This window comes from Ditibartonella choladocola, from assembly GCF_002007565.1.
GTDB classification, from domain to species: domain Bacteria; phylum Pseudomonadota; class Alphaproteobacteria; order Rhizobiales; family Rhizobiaceae; genus Bartonella; species Bartonella choladocola.
Genome location: NZ_CP015625.1, coordinates 1,149,894 through 1,168,050, shown reverse-complemented (window position 1 = coordinate 1,168,050; position 18,157 = coordinate 1,149,894). Strand labels below are relative to the sequence as shown.

General features: G+C 45.7%; 14 protein-coding genes. 4 read left to right on the top strand and 10 right to left on the bottom strand.

From position 1 onward, the window contains the following. The first annotated feature begins 1,131 nt into the window (after positions 1 to 1,131). On the top strand, positions 1,132 to 4,887 hold the full coding sequence (locus BBC0122_RS05235) for a vitamin B12-dependent ribonucleotide reductase (protein WP_077991934.1): 3,756 nt from the start codon (positions 1,132 to 1,134) through the stop codon (positions 4,885 to 4,887). Between the two features lie 367 nt (positions 4,888 to 5,254). Here BBC0122_RS05235 and miaA read toward each other — a convergent pair whose 3' ends face one another. Further along, positions 5,255 to 6,124 (bottom strand): tRNA (adenosine(37)-N6)-dimethylallyltransferase MiaA, encoded by an 870-nt coding sequence (miaA, locus tag BBC0122_RS05230; protein ID WP_077991933.1) that lies wholly within the window; start codon positions 6,122 to 6,124, stop codon positions 5,255 to 5,257. 14 nt (positions 6,125 to 6,138) lie between these two features. On the opposite strand from miaA, the gene serB reads away from it, so the two are divergent. Then, entirely contained in the window at positions 6,139 to 7,038 is a 900-nt protein-coding gene (gene serB / locus BBC0122_RS05225; RefSeq protein WP_077991931.1) for a phosphoserine phosphatase SerB, read from the top strand. A gap of 430 nt (positions 7,039 to 7,468) precedes the next feature. On the opposite strand, the gene BBC0122_RS05220 is transcribed toward serB, so the two are convergent. The 8 genes from BBC0122_RS05220 to BBC0122_RS05185 form a co-directional block, all read right to left on the bottom strand. Continuing rightward, entirely contained in the window at positions 7,469 to 8,947 is a 1,479-nt protein-coding gene (locus BBC0122_RS05220; protein ID WP_225868154.1) for a Do family serine endopeptidase, read from the bottom strand. 155 nt (positions 8,948 to 9,102) lie between these two features. Beyond that, on the bottom strand, positions 9,103 to 9,288 hold the full coding sequence (locus BBC0122_RS05215) for a DUF2065 domain-containing protein (protein WP_077991929.1): 186 nt from the start codon (positions 9,286 to 9,288) through the stop codon (positions 9,103 to 9,105). Then, the gene (hflC, locus tag BBC0122_RS05210) at positions 9,288 to 10,184 is read right to left on the bottom strand and encodes a protease modulator HflC (RefSeq protein ID WP_077991928.1); all 897 of its coding nucleotides are present in this window, start codon (positions 10,182 to 10,184) and stop codon (positions 9,288 to 9,290) included. Before hflC ends, BBC0122_RS05215 begins: the two co-directional genes overlap by 1 nt. After that, positions 10,184 to 11,371, bottom strand: coding sequence for an FtsH protease activity modulator HflK (gene hflK / locus BBC0122_RS05205; RefSeq protein ID WP_077991927.1), 1,188 nt, complete (start codon positions 11,369 to 11,371; stop codon positions 10,184 to 10,186). Before hflK ends, hflC begins: the two co-directional genes overlap by 1 nt. A 112-nt stretch (positions 11,372 to 11,483) precedes the next feature. Then, positions 11,484 to 11,990 (bottom strand): dihydrofolate reductase, encoded by a 507-nt coding sequence (locus tag BBC0122_RS05200; protein WP_077991925.1) that lies wholly within the window; start codon positions 11,988 to 11,990, stop codon positions 11,484 to 11,486. After that, positions 11,990 to 12,784, bottom strand: a complete 795-nt coding sequence (locus BBC0122_RS05195) for a thymidylate synthase (protein ID WP_077991924.1) — start codon at positions 12,782 to 12,784, stop codon at positions 11,990 to 11,992. Before BBC0122_RS05195 ends, BBC0122_RS05200 begins: the two co-directional genes overlap by 1 nt. A gap of 480 nt (positions 12,785 to 13,264) precedes the next feature. Then, the gene (locus BBC0122_RS05190; protein WP_198240585.1) at positions 13,265 to 14,431 is read right to left on the bottom strand and encodes a M20 aminoacylase family protein; all 1,167 of its coding nucleotides are present in this window, start codon (positions 14,429 to 14,431) and stop codon (positions 13,265 to 13,267) included. Positions 14,432 to 14,481: 50 nt separating this feature from the next. After that, positions 14,482 to 15,786, bottom strand: a complete 1,305-nt coding sequence (locus BBC0122_RS05185) for an MFS transporter (RefSeq protein ID WP_077991922.1) — start codon at positions 15,784 to 15,786, stop codon at positions 14,482 to 14,484. A gap of 157 nt (positions 15,787 to 15,943) precedes the next feature. Between BBC0122_RS05185 and BBC0122_RS05180 the strand changes: the two genes are divergently transcribed. Then, a complete protein-coding gene (locus BBC0122_RS05180) occupies positions 15,944 to 16,846 on the top strand; it encodes a LysR family transcriptional regulator (protein WP_188318085.1) in 903 nt (300 codons plus the stop codon). A 123-nt stretch (positions 16,847 to 16,969) separates the two neighbouring features. On the opposite strand, the gene BBC0122_RS05175 is transcribed toward BBC0122_RS05180, so the two are convergent. Next, on the bottom strand, positions 16,970 to 17,155 hold the full coding sequence (locus BBC0122_RS05175; protein ID WP_077991918.1) for a hypothetical protein: 186 nt from the start codon (positions 17,153 to 17,155) through the stop codon (positions 16,970 to 16,972). 236 nt (positions 17,156 to 17,391) lie between these two features. On the opposite strand from BBC0122_RS05175, the gene BBC0122_RS05170 reads away from it, so the two are divergent. After that, positions 17,392 to 18,144, top strand: coding sequence for a transporter substrate-binding domain-containing protein (locus tag BBC0122_RS05170; protein ID WP_077991915.1), 753 nt, complete (start codon positions 17,392 to 17,394; stop codon positions 18,142 to 18,144). The last annotated feature ends 13 nt before the right edge of the window (positions 18,145 to 18,157 follow it).

Genomic DNA, 18,157 nt, shown 5'->3' with positions numbered 1-18,157 from the left:
GCAGCAAAGCGGGTCGTGGAAAAACAACTCAAAAAAACTGTTATTCGATTACCGCCCGCGTTGATAACACCGTCCGCCTATTCTTGAACGGGTTACTCCCGAAGAAACTGCAAAGCGGGTCGTGGAAAAACAACTCAAAAAAACTGTTATTCGATTACCGCCCGCGTTGATAACACCGTCCGCCTATTCTTGAACGGGTTACTCCCGAAGAAACTGCAACCCGAGTCGGAGAACCACAACTCAAAAACTGTTATTGGATTACCGCTCGCGTTGATAACACGGTCCGCGTAGATAATACCGGTCCCGTTAATAAATGTTGTTATCCCACTATTGTCTGCGCTGGTGAAGATAAATTTGAAATGCCCTGCCCCACCCCAATTTCTCGGGACTCATCGGTGAAGCTGTCAAGCAATCAATCCGGCAAATTCATCCGGCCAATCACGGTGATTCGGTCAATCATGCTGATTCGGTTTCGGGAGTTTCCCTATGTCACCATTTTATCAGCATTTTTTTAAAATTATGTTCCTATCGCGTTCATATTTTTAATACGGAATAGAGTCACGCTGTTTGAAAAAAAATAAAGCGTTGAATTATATCGTCCCCGTTATTCACATCATTTTTCCACTGTGAAACATACCATATCTAGTTGTTTGGTGATTTGAACAAACGACTCCTTGACGGCAATGGCGTTTTGCTCTTTTATGCATAATTGCTCCTGCATTGAAAAATGGAGGACGTTTCAAATCTGTAATCATGCGTAGTTTTGTGTGCAGTCAAAAGGTTGTAATTGCGAGCAGGAATAGCTCGCATTTTTGTTGTTGTGTGCACATAAAAAGGTTCACTAAGCGTTGTGTAAAACTTAAAAATTTATGAAAAATTTACTATATTTTGTGTTAGTTATCCGTTAGCACCACAGAATGTAGTGCATGCATCTTTTTTATACGAGATGTTTGACAGGTATCGGATAGGGGCAGAACAGTGTTTCTGTTTGCCATTATCTCATGCCGGTTGTTGAAATTGGGGGTTAGTCTCTGCCATCCGGTTTTGTGATGGAAGAGGTTTTGGAGAGATTTGTATCGGGCGGATTTTGCCGACCAGTTACAAACACAACATATTGAATAAGGACAGGCTATGAAAATCGCGCGCCATTTCACCAAGGAGGGACAATCTCCCTATTCAGGAATTGAATTCCATAAAGCGACAAGTGAAATAAAAAATCCGAATGGTTCGATTGTTTTCCGGCTCGAAAATATTGATGTTCCAAGCCAGTTCAGTCAGGTAGCGGCCGATATTCTGGCACAAAAATATTTCCGCAAAGCGGGTGTTCCGGCGGTTCTGAAAAAAGTCGAGGAAAACGGTGTTCCTTCGTGGCTTTGGCGTTCGGTTGCCGATGAAAAAGAACTTGCAAAGCTGGCAGAAGACCGTCGCTATGGTTCGGAAATGGATGCGCGTCAGGTTTTCGATCGTCTGGCAGGAACATGGACATATTGGGGGTGGAAAGGCAAATATTTCGATACTGAAAGTGATGCTCTCGCTTTTCACGATGAACTCGCTTATATGCTGGCGACCCAGCGTGTAGCACCTAATAGTCCGCAATGGTTCAATACCGGACTGTTCTGGGCTTATGGTATTGATGGCCCAAGCCAGGGGCATTTTTACGTCGATTGGAAAACCGGCGAGCTGACACGGTCCAAATCGTCCTATGAACATCCGCAACCTCACGCTTGCTTCATCCAGTCGGTTGCCGACGACCTTGTCAATGAAGGTGGCATTATGGATTTGTGGGTGCGTGAAGCCCGTCTATTCAAATATGGCTCAGGAACCGGTTCCAATTTTTCGCAATTACGCGGTCAGGGAGAAAAGCTTTCCGGCGGTGGTAAATCTTCCGGCTTGATGAGCTTTCTGAAAATCGGAGATCGGGCAGCCGGTGCAATCAAATCCGGAGGTACGACACGGCGCGCCGCCAAGATGGTTGTTGTCGATATCGACCATCCCGATATTGAAGCCTATATCGACTGGAAGGTGCATGAAGAGCAAAAAGTTGCTGCTCTGGTTACCGGTTCCAAGATTGTCAAAAAACATCTTACGGCCATTATGAAAGCTTGCATCAATTGCGAGGCAGATAATGGAGATTGTTTTGATCCTAATAAAAATCCGGCTTTGAAGCGTGAAATCCGTGCAGCCAAAAAAGATCAGGTTTCCGAAAACTACATCCAGCGCGTGATCCAGTTTGCCCGCCAAGGCTTTCGGGATATGGAATTTGACACATATGATACAGACTGGGATTCAGAAGCCTATCTCACAGTATCAGGCCAGAACTCCAATAATTCGGTTTCCTTGAAGGACGAGTTCTTGCGTGCTGTCGAAAATGATAGCGATTGGAACCTTATTCGCCGCACAGACGGAAAAGTGCACAAAACAGTGCGCGCCCGTGATTTGTGGGATCGTATTTCCTACGCAGCATGGGCTTCGGCTGATCCCGGAGTTCACTTCAACACAACAATGAATGATTGGCATACGTCGCCGGCTGAGGGGCCGATTCGCGCGTCGAACCCGTGTTCCGAATATATGTTCCTCGACGATACAGCCTGTAATCTTGCATCTATCAATCTGTTGACCTATCGGAATCATGATGGCTCCTATGATCTTGATGCTTATGAACATAGCGTTCGCCTATGGACGATTGTTCTTGAAATATCGGTCATGATGGCGCAATTCCCGTCAAAAGAAATTGCCAAACGTTCCTATGAATATCGCACACTCGGTCTGGGCTATGCAAATATTGGCGGCCTGTTGATGACATCCGGTATTCCTTATGATTCCAACAAAGGGCGCGCAATTTGTGGAGCGCTTACAGCGATCATGACCGGCGTTGCCTATGCGACATCTGCCGAAATGGCCAAGGAACTTGGTGCATTCAAAGGATATAAGCCGAATAAGGAAAATATGTTGCGGGTTATTCGCAACCATCGCCGTGCTGCCTATGGTGAAACGACCGGCTATGAAGGATTGTCGGTCAATCCGGTCGCCTTAATCGAGAAAGATTGTCCAGATCATAAGATGATTGAACGCGCCCGTAAGGCTTGGGACAAAGCGTTGGAACTCGGCAAGCTCTATGGCTATCGCAATGCGCAGGCCACAGTTGTCGCTCCGACCGGAACAATCGGTCTGGTTATGGATTGCGATACGACAGGAATCGAGCCTGATTTTGCTTTGGTCAAGTTCAAAAAGCTTGCTGGCGGCGGATATTTCAAGATTATCAACCGTGCAGTTCCCGAAGCTTTGCGCACTTTAGGCTATTCGGAAAGCCAGATCGCCGAAATCGAAGCTTATGCGGTGGGCCACGGAAATATCAATCAGGCTCCTGCTATCAATCCTACGACATTAAAAGCAAAAGGCTTTTCCGACGAAAAGATAGAAGTTTTGAACGAGGCAATGAAAAGTGCCTTCGACATCAAGTTTGTCTTCAACAAATGGACGCTTGGTGAAGATTTCTGCAAAAATGTCTTGAACTTTACCGAAGAGCAGCTTGATGATGTTTCTTTTGAGATGTTACCGGCTCTCGGTTTCTCGAAAAAAGATATCGAGGCAGCCAATCTCCATGTTTGCGGTGCGATGACACTGGAAGGTGCTCCCCATCTCAAACAAGAGCATTATCCGGTATTTGATTGCGCCAATGCTTGCGGAAAGATTGGCAAACGCTATCTTTCGGTTGAAAGTCATATCCGCATGATGGCGGCAGCTCAGCCTTTCATTTCAGGGGCTATTTCCAAAACGATCAATATGCCGAATGATGCAACTGTCGAAGATTGCGCCAATGCTTACATGTTGTCATGGAAACTCGCATTGAAAGCCAATGCGCTTTATCGTGATGGCTCGAAATTATCGCAACCCTTGAATGCATCCCTGATTGCCGATGACGATGATGACGATGCTGTCGATAATCTGATTGAACAACCGGCTGCTGCCCGTACTGCGAAGGTTACCGAAAAGATCGTCGAAAAGGTTGTCGAGAAATATATTCATGAACGTGAAAAACTCCCCAACCGTCGGCAAGGTTACACGCAAAAAGCCATTGTTGGCGGGCATAAAGTTTATCTTAGAACGGGTGAATTCGGCGACGGCCGTTTGGGCGAAATCTTCATTGATATGCATAAAGAAGGCGCTGCTTTCCGCGCTATGATGAACAATTTTGCCATCGCTATTTCGCTGGGGCTGCAATATGGCGTACCGTTGGAAGAATATGTCGATGCATTTACATTCACCAAATTTGAACCGGCAGGAATGGTTCAAGGAAATGATGCAATCAAAAACGCGACATCAATTCTTGACTATGTATTCCGTGAACTCGCGGTTTCTTATCTTGGACGTTATGATCTTGCCCATGTCGATATGTCGGATTTTTCAAATACGGCCTTGGGCAAAGGTGTAAAGGAAGGAAAAACCAATCTTATTTCAACAGGTTGGACACGCGGGTACAAGTTGAAGCTTACCGAAACCAAAGGGCCGGTTGCCAAAATTGCAACGCCTTCTGCGACACCTTCTGCAAAGTCGAATGTTACGACATTGAAGACAGCAGCGTCAGTTCAGGCAAAGGCCTCACCCTCGCTGGAAACACATGGTGCTACGGCTTTGAAACCCGACTTGTCCGAGGAAGAGAACAAGATAAATAATTTGTTCGATGCCGACACTTCGGATGAAGCCAAGGCCGAAGAAATGGCCAATGAAGTGGCTGAAGCAAAAAAGCTTGCCTCCGACCGTAGAAAACAAGCGATGATGCAAGGCTATACCGGAGACATGTGTTCGGAATGTCAGAATTTTACAATGGTGCGTAACGGCACTTGCCTGAAATGCGACACATGTGGTGCAACAAGCGGATGTAGTTGACCGTTTTATACGTCATTTGATCTTTTAAGCGGCTCCTCTTCAGGAGCCGTTTTTTTTTAAATGCCGTGAAGCATTGATAAATAAAACCGTTTCATCAAGCGGTAAATTCAAAATACGGAATAAAAATTAGGACAAAAACAAAGCCTGAACCCGCCAAATTCTATATAAATGCCTCTCCTCACTGAGGTAAAATAGCAAATCCGACTAATTGTTCTTTGCCGCTTACCAATAAAACTCTGGAGTTTTGACTGTTCTATCATGTCCCGAAAATGAATATCATTTCTCTGGCAAGAAAGAGTTGCCAATCCCTTTTAAGAAAGATGTGCCAGTCATTTCCATAAAGTTACCGGACTTTTTCTCTATAAAGTTACGGGACTTTTTTCCAGTCATCCCCTAATTGGTGTCTAAACCATGTCATTTGGCGTTTTGCGTAACGGCGTGTATTGGTTTTCGCTTCTTCGATTGCAGCCTGAATTGTCTTTCGGCCTTTCAGAACATCAATAAATTCCGGAATACCGATCGCTTTCATTGCAGGCATTGACGGGGCTAACCCCAATTTATCCAACGCCCGCGCTTCGTTCAAAGCACCATTTTCAACCATTTTATCGAAACGTTTTTCGATACGCTCATAAACCACGTTGCGATCGGGGAGTAACAGCAACTTTTCAACATTTTCATTTTCGAATGCGGGTCTGGTCTTCCGACTTTGCCAGTAACTCAAGGTTTTTCCCGTTGCTTCATAAACTTCCAAGGCACGAATAATTCTTTGCCCATCACGATCGCTCAACCTGCGAGCTACCGGCTCGTCAATCGTCTCAAGCATCTTATAGAGGGTTAGCGAGCCTTCATTTTTCAATTTGTCACGCCATTTTTCGCGTATACAATCAGGAATATCGGGAATTTCTGCCAAACCTTCTGTCAAAGCTTTAAAGTAAAGCCCTGTACCCCCTACAAAAATGAGCGGAAGCTCGATATTTTCAAGAATCGCAATAGCATCCTTCAACCATTTGCCGGTCGAATAGTGTTCGTCGGGTGCGATATAACCATAGAGATAATGTGGTATAAGTGCCATATCTTCACGGCTTGGCCGTGCTGTAATAATGTCCAGAACGCTATAGACCTGCATCGAATCGGCATTCACAATCACCGCTTCATTTTCTTGTGCCAATTTCAGCGCAAAATCCGACTTGCCGCTTGCCGTAGGCCCCGCTATCAAAGTAATTGTTCTTTTCTTCATGAACGGAGTTTTCCATGTCCCATAGCGAGTTACTTGTAGCCACGTTGATCGCCAATCCCGAAAAACCGGTATTGACACCACAGCTCGTTGATAAAGCCACTGATAGCATTAATGCAAGCAATGTCTATTGGCTTTGTGATGGAATAGCCTGCGACATCCCGTTGAATAACAATATCGCGCCGGATGAAGCACAAGCCACTTTACGAAACACCCTTCACGGCGAAGCTGTGGATGTTGCTGTTCAACGACAAGACAACAGGCGAAAGAAACTTCTGATCGCCGATATGGACTCAACCATGATCGGTCAGGAATGCATCGACGAGCTAGCCGATGTTGCGGGCTTGCGCGACTATATTTCCGACATAACGAAACGTGCAATGAATGGTGAAATTGCGTTTGAACCGGCGCTTCGTGAACGTGTCGCTTTATTAAAAGGGCTGCCATTGTCGATCATAGACGATGTGATTGAAAAGCGCATCACACTGGCAAATGGCGGCAAAGCACTGATTGCCACCATGCGTAAAAATGGCGCCTATACAGCACTTGTTTCCGGTGGCTTTACACTTTTTACCTCGAAAATTGCAAGTGCCATCGGTTTTGACGAACATAATGCCAATGAACTCGTCGTCGAAGGAGATCATCTCGCAGGACGGGTGAACGAACCTATTTTAGGCAAACAAGCAAAACTTGAAAAATTGGAAGAACTCTGTGAACGGTTACACATCTCGCCCGATGATGCGATGGCGGTCGGAGATGGTGCCAATGACCTTGCAATGCTTCAACGCGCAGGCTCCGGCGTTGCTCTTCATGCGAAACCGATTGTTGCAGAAGCCGCTTCCATTCGCATTGATTACGGTGATCTGACGGCCCTTCTTTATTTGCAAGGCTATCGTAAATCGGACTTTGTCGAATGAAAGCAAGCTGAATTATCGCATATCCGATGTTTTGGACATTATTCGATAAAACGGGCAACTAAAAACAGCTAGGGTATATTACTGAACTCGCCCCTCATCCAATCTGGTAAAATATTTCCAAAACACGTTGAATTTACTCAACAAAACCGGACAGAATTTTGTAAGGCACGCGGGACAAAAACATCTTTTTTGTCGATAAATCAAAATATACCCTATCGGAACTTGTGTTGTTGAATTCAAAAATATTGATCTAACCCCTATACGAACAGGGTTTTATGCTTAGAAGTTTCCGAAAAAGAAACTCCGTATAGCCATTTTTATAATCCGGTTGTTGTCAATCATTCTAGCGGTCAATGAGATGGCCAAGTCGCGGTCAGTTGCTTACCGATTGTGATGCAAATTGCCGATATTTCTGCTCAAGAGCGGATTTTCAATCAAGCCGCAAGGTCACAAAACGCAATTCACCATCTTCACCCGCAACCATTAACAAGGCGTTTTTACGACCGTTGGCGCGCAATTGCTCCAATTGCTTGGAAACATCTTCTGGCGTTTTAACAAGCTGCTGGTTAATGTCTACAATAACCTCACCTGCACGGATACGCTTTTCATCGGCGGCACTATTCGGCGAAACCGCTGTGACAAGTACGCCGTTAACACCATCCTTGATATGGTAGCGTTTACGCAATTCGTCCGTTATTTCCGACAACGTCATGCCCATTGCATGGATGGTATCCGCCTCATCGGCCTTCTTATTGCCGCCTTCATGGTCATTGTCTGCGGACGAGTCGCTTTCTACTTCTTTTTCCTTCAAACGACCAAGCTTGACTTTCACACTTTTTTCCTGACCATTACGAAGAATTGTTACATCAACAATCTTGCCCACAGGGCTTTCTGCAACAATCCGTGGCAGTTCACGGGCGTCTTTGATAGCGTGGTTACCAAAGCGGATAATAACATCGCCATCTTTTAACTGGGAGTTATCGACTGTTTTGTCGTCGATTTTTCCGGCAACCAGCGCGCCCTGGGCTTTCGGCAATTTAAGACTATCAGCAATTTCCTGTGTTACCGGTTGTATTCTTATCGCAAGCGAACCGCGCCTTGTTTCGCCAAACTCTTTCAATTGGTCAAGGACACTGGTTGCCATATCGGAGGGAATAGCAAAACCGATACCGATCGAACCGCCGGATGGTGATATGATCGCGGTATTGATGCCGATAACCTTGCCATTCATATCAAATAGTGGCCCGCCGGAATTGCCGCGATTTATGGCCGCATCCGTCTGGATAAAATCATCATAGGGGCCAGCGCTAATATCGCGATTTCGTGCGGAAATAATACCCACGGTGACTGTTCCACCAAGACCGAACGGGTTACCTATGGCCATCACCCAATCGCCAATACGCGCATTATCCGAGTCACCGAACGAAACCGCAGTAAGCTTTTTTGCCTTTGGATCGACTTGCAAGAGAGCAAGATCGGTCTTGGCATCCTTGCCTAAGAGTTTGGCTTTGAGCTTGGAGCCGTCAGTGAAATTGACCTCGATTTCATCGGCATCGGCGATAACGTGATTATTGGTAACGATGAGTCCTTTTTCGGCATCAATAACAAAACCCGAGCCGAGCGATTGAACTTTCCTTGATTGATTCAACTCGCTCTTGTCATTTTTGGGTGAAAAAAAGTCGTTGAAATACTCCTGAAACGGTGCACCCTCTTCCACTTTGGGCAAAGCCGTCTTGTCACCCTGCTCGGTGCCTTTCACCGTCTGCGACGTAGAAATATTGACAACTGCATCAAGTAATCCGGAAGCAAGATTTGCTACCGATTCCGGTGCTTTATGTTCAAGCGCGACTTCTGCAAAACTTTCGGAATGAGAAAACCCGAATGCCGAACAAAGAACGACAGCTAGCATAAAGCGCTTTAACAACATATTAGCATCCCATCCGAGAGCGACCAAAACAACGAGGCTCAAACCGTTTAAAACATTTTCAAGCTAAGGGGAAAGACCGAATTTTACCTAAAACAACCTTTATCCCTTTTAATAATGTTTGGCTTTTATCCTATCATTTACGATCGCGAAAGCCATACAATAATTAAACCGATAAGCATCGCGCAAAAACCGCTTATCCGTAAAATATGTTCAGGCGTCACATGTATTTGTGACGCCATCTTTTTTACAAGTCCCGGAAAGCCTGCATAAACAAGCCCCTCGATAAACAGAACAAGCCCGAAAGCCGTAACCAACAAGCTCATTAGTTGTTTGCCGGTGAATTAATTTTACCGGTAGCCAGCGGATTGTGGAAATAATAGAAGAAATCCTCGTTAGGCGAAATCACCATCGGAGTGGTTTTCAACTTCTTATAATTTTCCATTGCCAACCAGAAATCATAAAATGACGGATTGGTTTTCCTTGCTTCCAGTAACAAACGGATACTTTCTGCCTGCCCTTCACCGCGGGTGATTTCGGCATCACGCTTGGCAGCAGCAACGATTTCTTCATATTCACGATTGGCTTCCGCGACAATGCGATCGCGTTCCTGCTGGCCACGTGCGCGAATATTTTCAGCTGCAGCCTCGCGTTCAGCCGCCATTTGGCGATAGACATCTTCCGATACGGCATCTGTCAAATCGGTCTTGCGAATTCTCACATCAACAATTGTAATACCGAGTGAACCGGCATCAGCAGAAAATTGTTGTTGGACTTCTTCCATCATGGCTCCGCGTTCATCAGAAAGAGCCGCTTTGAACTCACGTTTTCCGTAAACTGCACGTAGTGCATCTATAAAACGCGGGGCAAGGTTTTCTTCGGCTGCGACTTGCGGACGGCCGGAGCTGATGCGTTGCAAGAACAGTTTGGGATCGGTGATACGATAGATGAAGAAGGCATCGACTTCATAATAAGCACCGCCACGAACCTGAACAGACTGTGTCGGGACATCATACCGCAACAGACGATTATCGATAATCACTGTCTGGTCGATAAAGGGCGTTTTGAAATATAGCCCCGGTTCCTGTTCAACTCTTACGATCTGTCCGAAACGTTTGACGGCAATCTGTTGACGTGGATAGACGATAAACACCGACATCCAGATTGCCAACAATACGACGATAATGACACCAAGGCCAATGAACAAACGGTTTTGTTGCATTATTGCTGACCTCCTGTCTTATCAGAGTCGGAAGGGGAAGACTTTGTTGCGCTAGAAGTTGCCGGCGATTTGTTTTGCCCCGACATCAATTCATTCAAAGGCAGATAAGACACAGGACCACCATTTTTTTGATCGATTACAAGTTTATTCGGCGCATTCAGAATATTTCCGATTGTTTCCATATAGAGGCGATAACGGCTTGCTTCCGGTGAAACCGCGGCTTCATGGGAAATCGCTTCAAATCGTTCTGCACGACCTTTGGCCTCTTCCACAGTCTGCGCCTTTTCACCTTTCGCAACCTCGCGCGCTTTTGAGGCCTCACCATTGGCTTGTCCCAATTTCTGGAAACGCACCCGATTACCTTCTTCAATCATGCGCCCCCGTTCCTGTTCGGCTTGCTGAACAGAATTGAACGCAGCAGCAACTTTCGTAGGCGGAGCTGCCTCACTGATCGAAACACGATTGATTTGAACACCCAGCTGATACTTATCAACAGTCGACTGGATAATTTTTTTCACATTATCCGCGACCTCTTCCTTCTTATCGCGCAAAACATCATCAACAGGACGCCGACCGATAACTTCGCGCATGGCGCTTTCGGCAACCTGACGAACGGTTCCTTCCTGCTCGTTGACATTGAAGAGGTATCTATCAGGTTCCGAAATGCGATAATATACTGAAAAATTTACATAAACGATATTCTGGTCGCTTGATAGCATCAACCCGTCGCTCTGCTGGGGTTGGCCGGGTTTGCCACCTATTGCGATCGACTTTTCAGTGAGCGGTACCTTCAAATAATTTTCGATTGGCCAGAAATGGAAGTGAAGGCCGTCATTGATAATGCCGGGTTTCGGCACACCGAACCGCAATTCGACAGCTTGCTCATTCTGCTGGACAATATAGAAACATTGAAAAAGCCAGAATATGATTGCAACGATGATTATGACAAGGACAATGGCACCACCGCCGAATTGCTTGAGCGTATCCTGACCTTTGCGTAAAATATCGTCAATATCGGGACCGTTGCCGCCATTATTTCCGCCGCCATTGCCACCCGAACCGAGCGGCTTTTTCCCCCACGGGTTTTTATTGCTGCCATTGTCGTTTCCGCCACCACTCCACGGGCTTCCACCATTATTTCCGCCGCCTCCCCAGGGGCCGCCGCCATTCTGATTGCTCCAGGGCATAATCACCTCTTGCTCAGCGCAACATTTGCGCAATATTTATCGTTCCACTGTTATAGGGATGTCGACATCACGTTTCAACGCAATGATCGACCAATTGTCCTTTTTTTAAAACTTATTGGCGTTCATAGACAACAAATCTGGTAGGAAATGTGTCTTTCGACCCTTCCGGTACCATTTCACTCGACAAAGCGCGCCAATTTTGCGGATCAAAAGTCGGAAAAAATGTATCTCCCTCGACAGCCGCAAGTATTTCCGTGATATACATGCGATCGGCAAAGGGCAAAAATTCCTTGAAGATTGCCCCTCCTCCGATGATAAAAATTTCGTCCGTCTTTGTTTTATCCGCTTCCGCCTCGGCTATTTGGCGGGCTTCGGAAAAAGAATGCGTCACAATTGCACCATTTCCGGCAAAAGATTTATCGCGGGTGATAACAATATTGGCGCGCTCCGGCAGTGGCTTTTTTAGAGAATCCCATGTTTTACGCCCCATAACCACCGGATGACCGATGGTGAGCGCTTTAAATCTCTTCAAATCCGTCGACAAGCGCCATGGCATTGTTCCATCACGACCAATCACGCCATTTTCCGCAACAGCAACAATAAGACTGATCTTCGCCATTACACGGCCACCGGTGCTTTGATATGTGGCGCGGCTACATAGTTTTCGAGTGAAAAATCCTCATATTGAAATTTGAAGAGATCTTTGACATCGGGATTGAGTTTCATGGTTGGCAATGGCAAGGGTTTTCGCGTGAGTTGCAGCTTTGCTTGCTCGAAATGGTTGGAATAAAGATGGGCGTCGCCGAATGTGTGGACGAAATCTCCCGCTTTCAGACCGGTGACTTGGGCAATCATCATTGTTAGCAAGGCGTATGAAGCAATATTGAAAGGTACTCCGAGAAATATATCGGCCGAACGTTGATAGAGTTGGCAAGACAATTTTCCGTCCGCAACATAAAACTGGAACATACAATGGCAAGGAGGCAAAGCCATCTCGTCGACCAGCGCAGGATTCCAGGCTGAAACAATCAAACGGCGCGAATAAGGTGTCTTGATAATCATATCGACAAGCTTGGCTATCTGGTCAATATGACGACCATCAGGGCATGGCCATGACCGCCATTGATAACCGTAAACCGGCCCAAGATCACCGTTTTCATCCGCCCATTCATTCCAGATGGATACGCCGTGTTCGTTCAGCCATTTGATATTGGTATCACCCCGCAAAAACCACAACAACTCATAGATAATCGAGCGGACATGAAGCTTTTTGGTTGTCAGCAGCGGAAAGCCGTCGGCAAGATTAAATCGCATCTGGTAACCAAATACAGAACGCGTACCGGTTCCGGTCCGATCGGAACGGTCAATACCGTTGACGAGAACATAAGACAGAAGGTCGAGATAGTTTTTCATAAAGCTTTGATAACAGATTCTTGTCGCTCAAGGGAATAGACATCCCGCGCCTTTGAAACACGGTTTCAACAATAAATAACGCTTTAAAAGCTATTATTCCTAATCGAAAACTCCGGAAGGAAATTTTGCCGGTTCACGATTTTTCACGGGCTTTGCGTGCCTATTTCTTTGATTTTTCAATTTATTGAAGCAGAAACGCAATCGTTTATCGTCAAGAAAATACGCTTCAAAAAATCAAGACCGGATATTCATTGTTGGGAAGTCTTTCGATGCTGACAGGAATAAAGCGCTATAAGTCGGCTGAAAAAACACTGTATGTTGTTGCATCTATTCGATCGACAGAAAATCGATTATTCCGGCATTCGAGATTAAAAATACCGGAATAACCGAATGAACACCCTTCTGCCGTTCTGTCATTGAATGAGATTGGAATTCTATTTCTGAAATCGGCGATAGAACGCTAATGGATAATGAAATTTCTCAACAGAGATAACTTTCCACAAGTCGAACCCAGTAAGTGCTTGCCCGCAATAACAATTCATCGTTGAAATTATAATGGTCGCTATGCAGATTTGCTGTGTTCCCGTTGCCGATAAAGAGATAGCAGCCCTGTTTTTTCTGAAGCATGTAGGAAAAATCTTCGCTAAACGTAAAGGGTTGTGAACGTTCTTCTATAGCCTCCTTACCGAATGCTTCTTCAGCAACGCGGCGTGCAAATTCTGTTAAAGCTTTATCATTCTCGCATGCCGGATTGAGACGAAAATAATCAATTTCGCATTTTGCACCGAACACATTGGCCTGAAATTCGACAATTTCCCTAATGCGTTTTTCTAAAAGATTGCGTATTTTTTCATCATAGCTGCGGATTGTAAGTTTCAATTCGGCCGTTGCCGGAATAATGTTATAGGCTTCACCGGCATGAAAACTTGCAACTGTCACAACGGCAGATTGCAACGGCGAGACGTTGCGCGAAACAATGGTTTGCAACGAACTGACAATAGCCGCACCGACAACAATAGGATCAATCGCCGTTTCGGGTTGGGCTCCGTGTCCGCTTTTTCCTTTGATGATAATTCTTGCACGGTCGGAAGCGGCGGTTGCAGCCCCCGGTATAAAACAGAAATTACCGGCCGGAATACCGGGCACATTATGATAGCCGAATATGGCATCACACGGGAATTTGTCGAAAATTCCTTCATCAACCATGCGCCGCGCGCCGCCAAGGCCTTCTTCTGCCGGTTGAAAAATAAGATGAAGCGTTCCGGAAAACTGTTTTGTGCGCGCAAGATAGCGCGCTGCCGTCAACAGGCTGGACGTATGCCCGTCGTGGCCGCATGCATGCATTTTTCCGGCATTTTTGCTGGCATAGGGCAATCCTGTCTGTTCATTGACCGGTAGAGCATCCATATCGGCACGAAGACCGAGCGTTTTTTTCCCCTCGCCTGCTTTCAAAGTCGCAACAATGCCGGTTCCGGCAAGGTGCGACAATTCATAACCCCATTCCTGAAGCAATTTACCGACAATGGCCGATGTAGCCTTTTCCTCAAAACCTGTTTCAGGGTTAGAATGGATTTGATGTCGCAACTCGGTCATTTCCGGCAAATACGCCTTGATGGCATGGGCGACTTCACGACTATCTTCTATCATTTTCGATTATATCTGTTGCGCCTTATGAAAAAACGTAACAGATTTTTCTCCTATTTCATTTTCAATATTTTACCAGCATAGAAAAGCGCAATAATACTCACAAAAGCGGCGAACATGATATAATAGGCGATTGCTCTATTGTCTCCGGTTATACCGATAAGAGCGGTAGATATTGCCGCAGAAAAGCCACCGAAAATTGTGACCGCTATATTATAGGAAAGCGCAATACCGGACGAGCGAAAGGCTGTCGGAAAGAGTTCGGATAAAGCTGCGGAAGCGGGTGCTGTATAAAGCACCATCAAAACAGCATAAAAGAATTGCTGGCCGATAAGTACCCATAAATTCGGATAAGCCGATAATATCCAGAATGACGGATAGGCAAAAACAAGAATGGCTATTGCTGCGCCGATCATAATCGGCCGCCTGCCGACAACATCAGACCAGGCACCGACAATCGGACAGAATAATAACACTACGCCCACCACTATCATGCCGAGATAAGGCGAAGTCAAAGCCATATGCAGATTATTAATGGCGTAAGTTGCCATGAAGGAGCTTGCTGTTTTGCTCGTCACTGTCCAGATCATAACAATGCCGATACCGATCAATAACGGTTTCCAACTGTTCTTGAGCAGAATCGTAAACGGCACATGCTCTTTAACAGTTTTTTCCCGTTCGGCCAGAAATGCCGGAGATTCGTCAATCTGGCGGCGAACGTAAAAGCCGACAGGCGCAACCAGCATCCCGAAAGCGAAAGCGACGCGCCATCCCCAAAGAGCAACGTCTTCCCGTGGCAGAAATGCGGTAATACCCCAACCGATGATACCAGCCACAAGAAAAGCACCGGTTTGGCTGACCTGCTGCCAGGCGGCAAATTGACCGCGCTTATTAGCGGGAGCGGTTTCCACCAAGATTGACAAAGCCGAACCGATTTCACCACCTGCCGAAATACCCTGTATAAGACGGGCAATCACAATAATAATCGGCGCCAGAATGCCGATATGTTCATAAGTCGGGCATATCGCAATGATACCCATGCCGACAGCCATCAGAATCATTGTTAGAGAAAGTGCGGATTTTCTCCCGACGCGATCGGAATAAATGCCAAGCACAACGGCTCCAAGCGGACGCGTTAAAAAGCCGATAGCAAATGTAATAAATGTCAATAACATGGATACGGTCGGATTCCCCGTCGGGAAAAACTGATCGGAAATGACATAGGCGAAAAGTGCATAAGCGCCGAAATCATACCATTCCAGCATTCCCCCGATCACCGCAGCAATGATTACTTTTCTGGAAACTGTCGGGTTTTCCACTTCGTTCGGATTTTTCATTCGGGCTTGGGCGTCTTGCATAAATTCTCCTTACAAACTGGCTCATGCGATAAAATACCGGAAACATAACCAATTCTCGATTGTTATTTCATAATAAAAGCCATAACAAAAAAGTATGGACATCTACTGTTTGTAGAGTCATTGGGTAAAAGTGTTTCATGTAAGGGATTGGTCAATATTGGATATAAAGCAGATCCGCTATTTTCAAGCTATTGCGCAATATGGCAGCATTTCCGAAGCTGCTAGGCGTCTTTTTATTGTGCAACCGGCATTAAGTCGCCAGATCAAGGAACTGGAAAGAAACCTTGGCGCAAAACTCTTTATCCGTCGGCAAAAGGGTATCGAGCTGACCAAAGCCGGAGAACAATTATTGCAGGATAGTTCGACTATCATGCAAGCGCTCAATCTGGCGGTTACAAACGTCAGAAGAGCAAGTGGTGTCAGGGAAACACTCCATATCGGCATTGCCCCGACATATACGTGGAATCCTTTGGTTGTCGGAATTATCGAAGATTTTTGTAAATGCTATCCCGATATAAACCTTTCACTCGAACCGACGCTCGCCGTCGGTCAATCGGAGCGGCTCACCAAAGGAACGCTTGATGCCGGTTTTATGGCATGGCGGTTGAAAGCCGACACAACAAAAGCAGGCATTTTGCTTGCCCGTTGCAAACTTCTGATTGCCAGTCATTCAGAAAGTAGAATTTTCAAAAACAATAAAGCACTCAAATCACTCGAAAATGAAAAATGTCTGTTTTTCCCGCGTGAAATGTCGCCCGAATTTTATGATTTCCTGTTTGTCGAATGCCGGAAAGCCAATTTCAGTCCCGACATTGTCACCTGTGCGACCGATTTCAATTCATGTCTCGGAATGGTATTAAGCGGCCTTGGCTACACATTTATCTCCAGTATATCGCGTTATAATTGCCCCTCCGGAATCAAGCTTGACGCACATCCATTGCTTTCAGGGGAATATGATTTCGAGCTCGTTTACCGAAAACCCGTACGTAAGGAAGCTTTGCAATTATTGATAGACTTCGTTAAAGAACGTCAAAGTAGCAATCCCCTTCCCGTCGCATGACACCATAACAAAATGTTATCAACATTCATAAACAACAATGCTAATGGGGAGAAACTAGACTTTCAATAGCGTTCGGTTTCAGAGTTATCCATTGTTTCATTACCCGTTTTATTTATGCGTTATTTATTCAACATTGCATTGCCTGTTATAACCGGCTTTATATAATGTTTTGTCAGATCCGGTCAGGTAATGCATGTTCTCTTTGGCATAGGCTACCGGCAATTTTTCAAGCCATTCTTTCTTGCCGCTTTCTACGCCAATCCCGCCGTTTTCAAATGCCGATACTATGTGTTCCGGATCGATCGCCACAGTCTATGTCATCAATGCGGGGCATAGATTGCTGCGATGAATTGTTCCTGTGTTTAATAAAGATTTTTCGCAAAATTTCTTCTTTTTAGCAAAACTTTGCAACTGGGCTTGGGAAAACCCGCTTTTCTACCTGATATATCAGTGGATTAACGTTTTTCCGTTGCCCTTCACAAAAAGATCGCGTTAAGACTAACGAATGTGGAACCGTTTCAAGCAGAACAAAATAGGAGCGAGACATGAAAGTTCTAGCAGCCGGACTCATATTGGGTAGCCTTTTTATCAGCTTCTCTGCACAGGCAGAAAGTTTGCGATTGGCAAGTGAAGGGGCCTATCCGCCATTCAATTATGTTGATTCCGACAACAAGCTTCATGGCTTTGACATCGATATTGCTTATGCACTATGCGACAAAATGAAAGTTGAATGCATTGTCACCGCACAGGATTGGGACGGCATCATTCCGGGGCTGCTTGCAAAAAAATATGACGGCATCATTGCTTCCATGATTCCCACGGAAGAACGCAGGCAAAAGGTCGATTTTACAAACCGGTATTACACGACAAAACTTGCAGTCGCGGTTCGCAAGGATTCCGACATCAAGGATGTCGATCCCCAGTCTATGAAGGGTAAAACCATCGGCGCACAGGCCGGTACAGCCCAGGCCAATTACGCAGAAGATAACTATGGCCCTGCCGGTGCTGAAATAAAACTCTATCCAACCGCCGACGATGCGAATAGCGATTTGCTCAATAATCGTCTCGACGGCATTGTCCATGACAAATACCCGTTGATGAGCTGGTTGGAAAACGAAGGGAAAGATTGCTGCAAAGTCCTGGGCGAGCTTGATGGAACGAATGAACCGGTTGCCATCGCTATCCGGAAAAATTCGGATGAATTGAAAGCACGCTTGAATAAAGCTATTGACGAAATCAGAGCCGATGGGACTTACGAAAAAATAGCCAAAAAATATTTTCAGTTCGATGTCTATTGATCGTGCATTGTCT